We start from the raw sequence: 494 nt of genomic DNA, 5'->3' as shown, positions 1-494 counted from the left end.
GGCAGAAGGAACAGGATGCTGAAGGCAAGCAGGACGACTGTGATGATACTTTTTCGAACAGATAGTGACTTAACCATTGGTTCTCCTCCTTAATAATTCACCCATTTCTTTTGTCCGATCCACTGCAATACAGTAATTGCGAACACACAGAGGAATAAGATCACCGCCATAGCGGATGCCTCGCCAATCCTCAAGTTAACGAAAGCGGTTTCATATAAGTTCCACACAATCATCGAGGTCGAATGCATCGGTCCGCCCTTCGTTAATACGGCAACGAGGTCAAATACCTTAAATGTCGAGATGATACCCGTAATAAATAGAAAGAAGGACGTTGGTGAGATCATTGGCAATGTGATATGTCTAAACTGCACCCATACACTCGCTCCATCAATCTCAGCTGCTTCATATAAATCTCTTGGGATAGACTGCAAGCCCGCTAGAAAGATAATCATATTGAAGCCAATGGAGACCCAAATCTGGATGAGCATAATCGA

1 protein-coding gene is annotated in these 494 nt (G+C 43.7%); it reads right to left on the bottom strand.

What is annotated here, in order from left to right; all coding sequences use genetic code 11:
* Positions 1-89: 89 nt before the first annotated feature.
* The coding region (locus EP737_RS25145; protein ID WP_165350943.1) for a carbohydrate ABC transporter permease at positions 90-494 on the bottom strand (405 nt) is incomplete at its 5' end.

Origin of the sequence: Ectobacillus funiculus, from assembly GCF_004138295.1 — a bacterium.
GTDB classification, from domain to species: Bacteria; Bacillota; Bacilli; order Bacillales; family Bacillaceae_G; genus Ectobacillus; species Ectobacillus funiculus.
Note: the sequence above shows the minus strand (reverse complement) of the source record. Positions and strands in the feature narration are given on the sequence as shown.